The organism is Phyllobacterium sp. P5_D12, assembly GCF_054049495.1.
Genome location: NZ_JBFUMG010000390.1, coordinates 1 through 4,291, shown reverse-complemented (window position 1 = coordinate 4,291; position 4,291 = coordinate 1). Strand labels below are relative to the sequence as shown.

The 4,291-nt window shown below is 55.3% G+C and carries 7 protein-coding genes; 4 read left to right on the top strand and 3 right to left on the bottom strand.

Features of this window, described 5'->3' with window-relative positions:
- Positions 1-292: 292 nt before the first annotated feature.
- Complete coding sequence (locus tag ACXJ5O_RS20115) at positions 293-730, top strand: MucR family transcriptional regulator (RefSeq protein ID WP_112527519.1); 438 nt, start codon at positions 293-295, stop codon at positions 728-730.
- Between the two features lie 169 nt (positions 731-899).
- Here ACXJ5O_RS20115 and ACXJ5O_RS20110 read toward each other — a convergent pair whose 3' ends face one another.
- A complete protein-coding gene (locus ACXJ5O_RS20110; RefSeq protein WP_457301438.1) occupies positions 900-1,202 on the bottom strand; it encodes a cytoplasmic protein in 303 nt (100 codons plus the stop codon).
- 297 nt (positions 1,203-1,499) lie between these two features.
- Between ACXJ5O_RS20110 and ACXJ5O_RS20105 the strand changes: the two genes are divergently transcribed.
- Both ACXJ5O_RS20105 and ACXJ5O_RS20100 read left to right on the top strand, forming a co-directional pair.
- A complete protein-coding gene (locus ACXJ5O_RS20105; protein WP_457301437.1) occupies positions 1,500-1,853 on the top strand; it encodes a helix-turn-helix domain-containing protein in 354 nt (117 codons plus the stop codon).
- Positions 1,850-2,644: a DUF6456 domain-containing protein gene (locus tag ACXJ5O_RS20100; protein ID WP_457301436.1), complete on the top strand. Its 795-nt coding sequence runs from the start codon at positions 1,850-1,852 to the stop codon at positions 2,642-2,644. Before ACXJ5O_RS20105 ends, ACXJ5O_RS20100 begins: the two co-directional genes overlap by 4 nt.
- On the opposite strand, the gene ACXJ5O_RS20095 is transcribed toward ACXJ5O_RS20100, so the two are convergent.
- A complete protein-coding gene (locus tag ACXJ5O_RS20095) occupies positions 2,641-3,081 on the bottom strand; it encodes a SufE family protein (RefSeq protein ID WP_457301435.1) in 441 nt (146 codons plus the stop codon). The genes ACXJ5O_RS20100 and ACXJ5O_RS20095 overlap by 4 nt on opposite strands.
- Positions 3,082-3,154: 73 nt before the next feature.
- Complete coding sequence (locus ACXJ5O_RS20090) at positions 3,155-3,613, bottom strand: DUF5330 domain-containing protein (protein ID WP_457301434.1); 459 nt, start codon at positions 3,611-3,613, stop codon at positions 3,155-3,157.
- A gap of 322 nt (positions 3,614-3,935) precedes the next feature.
- Between ACXJ5O_RS20090 and ACXJ5O_RS20085 the strand changes: the two genes are divergently transcribed.
- On the top strand, positions 3,936-4,291 hold a 356-nt coding region (locus ACXJ5O_RS20085), incomplete at its 3' end, for a methyltransferase family protein (protein ID WP_457301439.1).

Genomic DNA, 4,291 nt, shown 5'->3' with positions numbered 1-4,291 from the left:
TTTTTGTCTTAGTGGTATGGCGCAAATCCTTTTGCATACGCATTTTTGTTACTGCGTGGGCATTCAGGTTCCGGCTTTCTTGGGTCTATCTCCTACTGCTTACGGTTAATCTCTACCTTGGGGATTATTTGAAATATTTCTTTCGTAGGCAAAGTATTGATTTGACATTTTCAACGAAATCCGKAATAGATTGTTACCAATGGCGTAGGAGACTTCGCCTGTTATCGACTTTATATTGGTGATTTTAATCTACCTATCCAGATTTCAAATTAGACGAAGGAATTGGACTTAGATGACCACGTTCGACAATTCAAACACAACTGGTAGTGACGTGCTGCTGGAACTCACAGCGGAATTGGTTGCTGCTTATGTGAGCAACAACTCAGTGCCGGCCGGCGATCTGCCCGGTCTCATCTCTGATGTTCATGCAGCCCTTGGCCGGGTTGGCGGTGGTCTGGAAGCCGTAACTGCCATCCAGGAAAAACCCAAGCCAGCCATCAATCCGAAAAAGTCTGTCGCGGATGATTTTATTGTCTGCCTCGAAGACGGCAAAAAGTTCAAGTCGTTGAAGCGCCATCTGATGACGCACTACAACCTGACCCCTGAACAGTATCGTGAGAAGTGGGACCTCGATCCTTCCTATCCGATGGTCGCTCCGAATTATGCAGCAGCCCGTTCGCGCCTGGCAAAGAATATGGGCCTGGGTCGCAAGCGCAAGAAGGCCGCTTAAAGACCTCTGCCAACCCTGATGCACATCTGACGCGCGGGTTTTACGCGTTTCCGGTGGTCCGGCATCTTGGGTGCAAGCGCAAGAGACCGCTTAGCAGGTCCATGATATAACGACGAAGCGGCGCCGAGAGGCGCCGTTTCGCGTTTGCGGGTATCATCTCCGGTGACGATCATTGACTGACTGCGTCTTCCCGCATCGATGACTTCAATGTATCGAGCGCCTGCTTCAATCCAATGTGGCGATTGAGATCGTAACTCCAGTGGCCTTTAACGCCTTTGAGGCGCTCACGCTCGATCAGGCGCTTCAGCCGCCTGCACATTTGAGACTTTGACTCATCATCCTGCGCGATCAATCCATCCAGATCGGCGTTGCAGAATATCTGCAAAGCCAGGCGCTGCCGCGCCTCGCTGGCATGCTTGTCCTTTGCCGCGATAAACGCGCTCCGTTGTTTGGTCCAATCGATTGCCCACATGCGTCCATTCCTTGTTGAGGGATAGATGCAGTATGGCCAGACACCGACGATGCAGGATAAGAGTCCTATAAAAATCGATAGTAAAACAAAAAAGCTATTGATAACCGGTGGTTAACAAGAGGGCGCGGGAAAACTTATCCACGCCCTTGTCCGCTTCGATATAAGAAGATATTCCTATAATCAAAGCGGAGTGAGAATGTCTTCGAGTTTGCCCCGTCTGATCCGCTCCGGAGCCGAAGCCCGGGCTATCACCGACAGCTGAAGCCGAGACGATGCCGTTTCAAGCGGCCTGCGCTGATGGTCGTCGATGAGGAAGCGCCGGTCGATGAGCGCCTTTTTCAGCTATGCGACGGAGTCCTTGATATTCTGTCGGCTTTTTTCAATGTGAGCGGCCGGGATCTGCGTTCTCATTCCCGCTGCGAACGTTCAGTGGCAAGGGTGCGGCAGGTCGGCATGTATGTGGCGCATGTCACACTGGCACTGACCATGAGCGAGGTGGGGCGCGCCTTCGGCCGCGATCGCAGCACGGTCAATCATGCCTGCCATCTGGTCGAAGACATGCGCGAGGATCTGGAATTCGACCGGATCATCCAGACGATCGAAAATATCATTCGGGTAGCATATGTGGAAAGCGGGAGGCTGCGCGCATGATGGAGCCGGCCAACAAGGAGATTGCTCGGCTGCAGCGTTTTATTGCCAAAGGCGCCGCCGAAATCGTCGAGACGCAAAGTTTTGACAAGCTGGTGCTGGAAAGCAGCGCCCATGGCACGATTTCCGCGACACCAAACGTTGTGAAGTTCGCGCTGAGCCAAGGTCTCGGGGCTTTGAGCAAAGGCAAGATATCGATCAGCGATGCGGGGCGCAGCAGGCTTCGCCGTCTCGAATGCACAAACGACCCTTACGCCGGGCAGCATCGGAGCGATGTGACAATTGCCATTGCCGATGAGAGCGGGTCAATGCGGGTGCGCAGCAATGACGCGGAGTCGCCGCTGGCGATGCTGCGCAATCGCAAGGATACAAAGGGCCTGCCGCTGATCGACGATGAGGCGTTCAAGGCGGGCGAGCGGCTGCGATCGGATTTTACGCTTGGCAATCTCGTGCCCTCGATCGGCGTCAACTGGGATGTAACCGGGTCCGGTTCACGCGCCAATGGTGTGCTGGAGATCACCGATGCGGCACTCGCGGCGCGTCAGCGTGTCGAGCGGCCGTTGGAGGCGGTCGGACCTGAACTGTCCGGCGCGCTGATCGACGTTTGCTGCTTTTTGAAAGGGCTGGAGACTGTTGAGCGCGAACGGCAATGGCCGGTGCGATCGGCAAAACTGATCCTGAAGACTGCTCTGGCGGTACTCGACCGGCACTATCATCCGCCGGCGCTTGCACGAAGAAAAATGCGGATTATTCACTGGGGCACGGAGGATTACCGGCCAGAGGTTCGAAACTAGTGTTGCGTGACCTCGGCGGGGGCGAGCGCATTCTGGGCTTCGCCGCGGATACGACCGATCATGGCGCGCAGGCCGTTGGAGCGCTGCGGCGTCAGATGTTCGTCGAGGCCGAGTTTCTTCAATATGGCTTCGGGGTTGATCGCCATGATCTCGGAAGCGCGTTTACCGGAATAGAGCACCATCATGATGGCGACGAGACCGCGCACGATATGCGCGTCGGAATCGCCGACGAACTCGATGACAGGATCGGTGTCACTGTTAAGCGTGCTCTTCAGCCACACCTGGCTAACGCAGCCCCTGACCTTGTGAGCGGCATCCCGCGCCTCTTCCKGGTAAGGCTTCAAGTCGCGGCCGAGGTCAATGACATAGCGATAGCGGTCTTCCCAGTCATCGAGAAAGTCGAAATCAGCAAAAATATCGTCAATTGTCTGTGCCATGCATCACTTCCCTTTCAGGCATATATAGTGATTTGGAAGGCTAACGTCACCGTTTTAATCAAAAAAACCGGGGTTACTTGCGGGAGACGGTGCCGGTCTGGGTCTTGTCGTCGACCTCGTTCGCCTGTTCGCGCTGGCGGGTGGCGGCATCGAGAATTTCGCGCAAGGCCATTTCACGCAGTTTCGCCTTTATGGCATCTCCCTGGCCGGATTCCGTCTCGGCGTTTTGCGTGCCGGGTTTCTTCGAATTCTCGCCCATGCGCGCATCGAGATACTCATAGCCGACCTTCGCGACCTCGCCTGCGCGGACGCCGGCATTGGAGAGTGCGGCCTTGCCCGTTTCGCACGCCTGTGGCTTGCGGGTGCAGAAATCGCTGAGATCGCTGATCGTCTCCTGCGCAGCCAGTAACGCCTCGATCGGGCCGGGCTGGACACCTCCCTGCGGCTGATCTTTCGAGTTCACGGGAATGAACAAGGAGATCAGCAACATCCAGAAGCAGAACTTGATCGCAAACCTGATCAGAAAGAACATCTCAGCAGTCCTCTATAGCGTCGCTATTCAACCCTTCGTGGTGGACACTGACACAGATCCGGCAAAAACCCGTTGAAACGCATTTCTGCATTTGAATGATCATAGAAACGAACGATTAATAACTGCTGAGGGCAAACGGGGTTGCGGCGACAGCCATGCGAACCTTTCGCTCAGTTTCGCCGTTGCCGCGCCGAATCCTATGACGGTAATTGCTTTACCGCTGTTGAAATGACACCGTAGCGGCACCCCGCCACCACCTGGTGTACCAGGTGACAGCCAATTGGAGGATCAAGTCGTGAGCACAGCAACACCGGAACATATCATGCAGGTTGGTATGAGCTTTTGGGCATCCAAAACGCTCCTGAGTGCTGTCGAACTAGGCGTATTTAGCACTTTGGCGAATGCGCCGGCCGACCTGCCGACGCTTCAAAGTAAACTTGCGCTGCATCAGCGATCAGCCCGAGACTTTCTCGATGCGTTGGTGGCTCTCAAGTTGCTGGAGCGCGAAAACGGCATCTATAGCAACACCGCAGACACGGAGATCTTTCTCGATCGAGCCAAGCCATCCTATATCGGCGGTATCCTGGAGATGGCAAATGCCCGGCTCTATGGCTTCTGGGGATCCTTGACAGAGGCCCTGCGCACCGGCGAATTGCAGAACGAGGCGAAGGGAGGAGG

Bases quoted from the DNA above. Each gene is read 5' to 3' on its own strand.
- ACXJ5O_RS20115 (WP_112527519.1), top strand. From the start codon at position 293: ATGACCACGTTCGACAATTCAAACACAACTGGTAGTGACGTGCTGCTG.
- ACXJ5O_RS20110 (WP_457301438.1), bottom strand. From the start codon at position 1,202: ATGTGGGCAATCGATTGGACCAAACAACGGAGCGCGTTTATCGCGGCA.
- ACXJ5O_RS20105 (WP_457301437.1), top strand. From the start codon at position 1,500: ATGGTCGTCGATGAGGAAGCGCCGGTCGATGAGCGCCTTTTTCAGCTA.
- ACXJ5O_RS20100 (WP_457301436.1), top strand. From the start codon at position 1,850: ATGATGGAGCCGGCCAACAAGGAGATTGCTCGGCTGCAGCGTTTTATT.
- ACXJ5O_RS20090 (WP_457301434.1), bottom strand. From the start codon at position 3,613: ATGTTCTTTCTGATCAGGTTTGCGATCAAGTTCTGCTTCTGGATGTTG.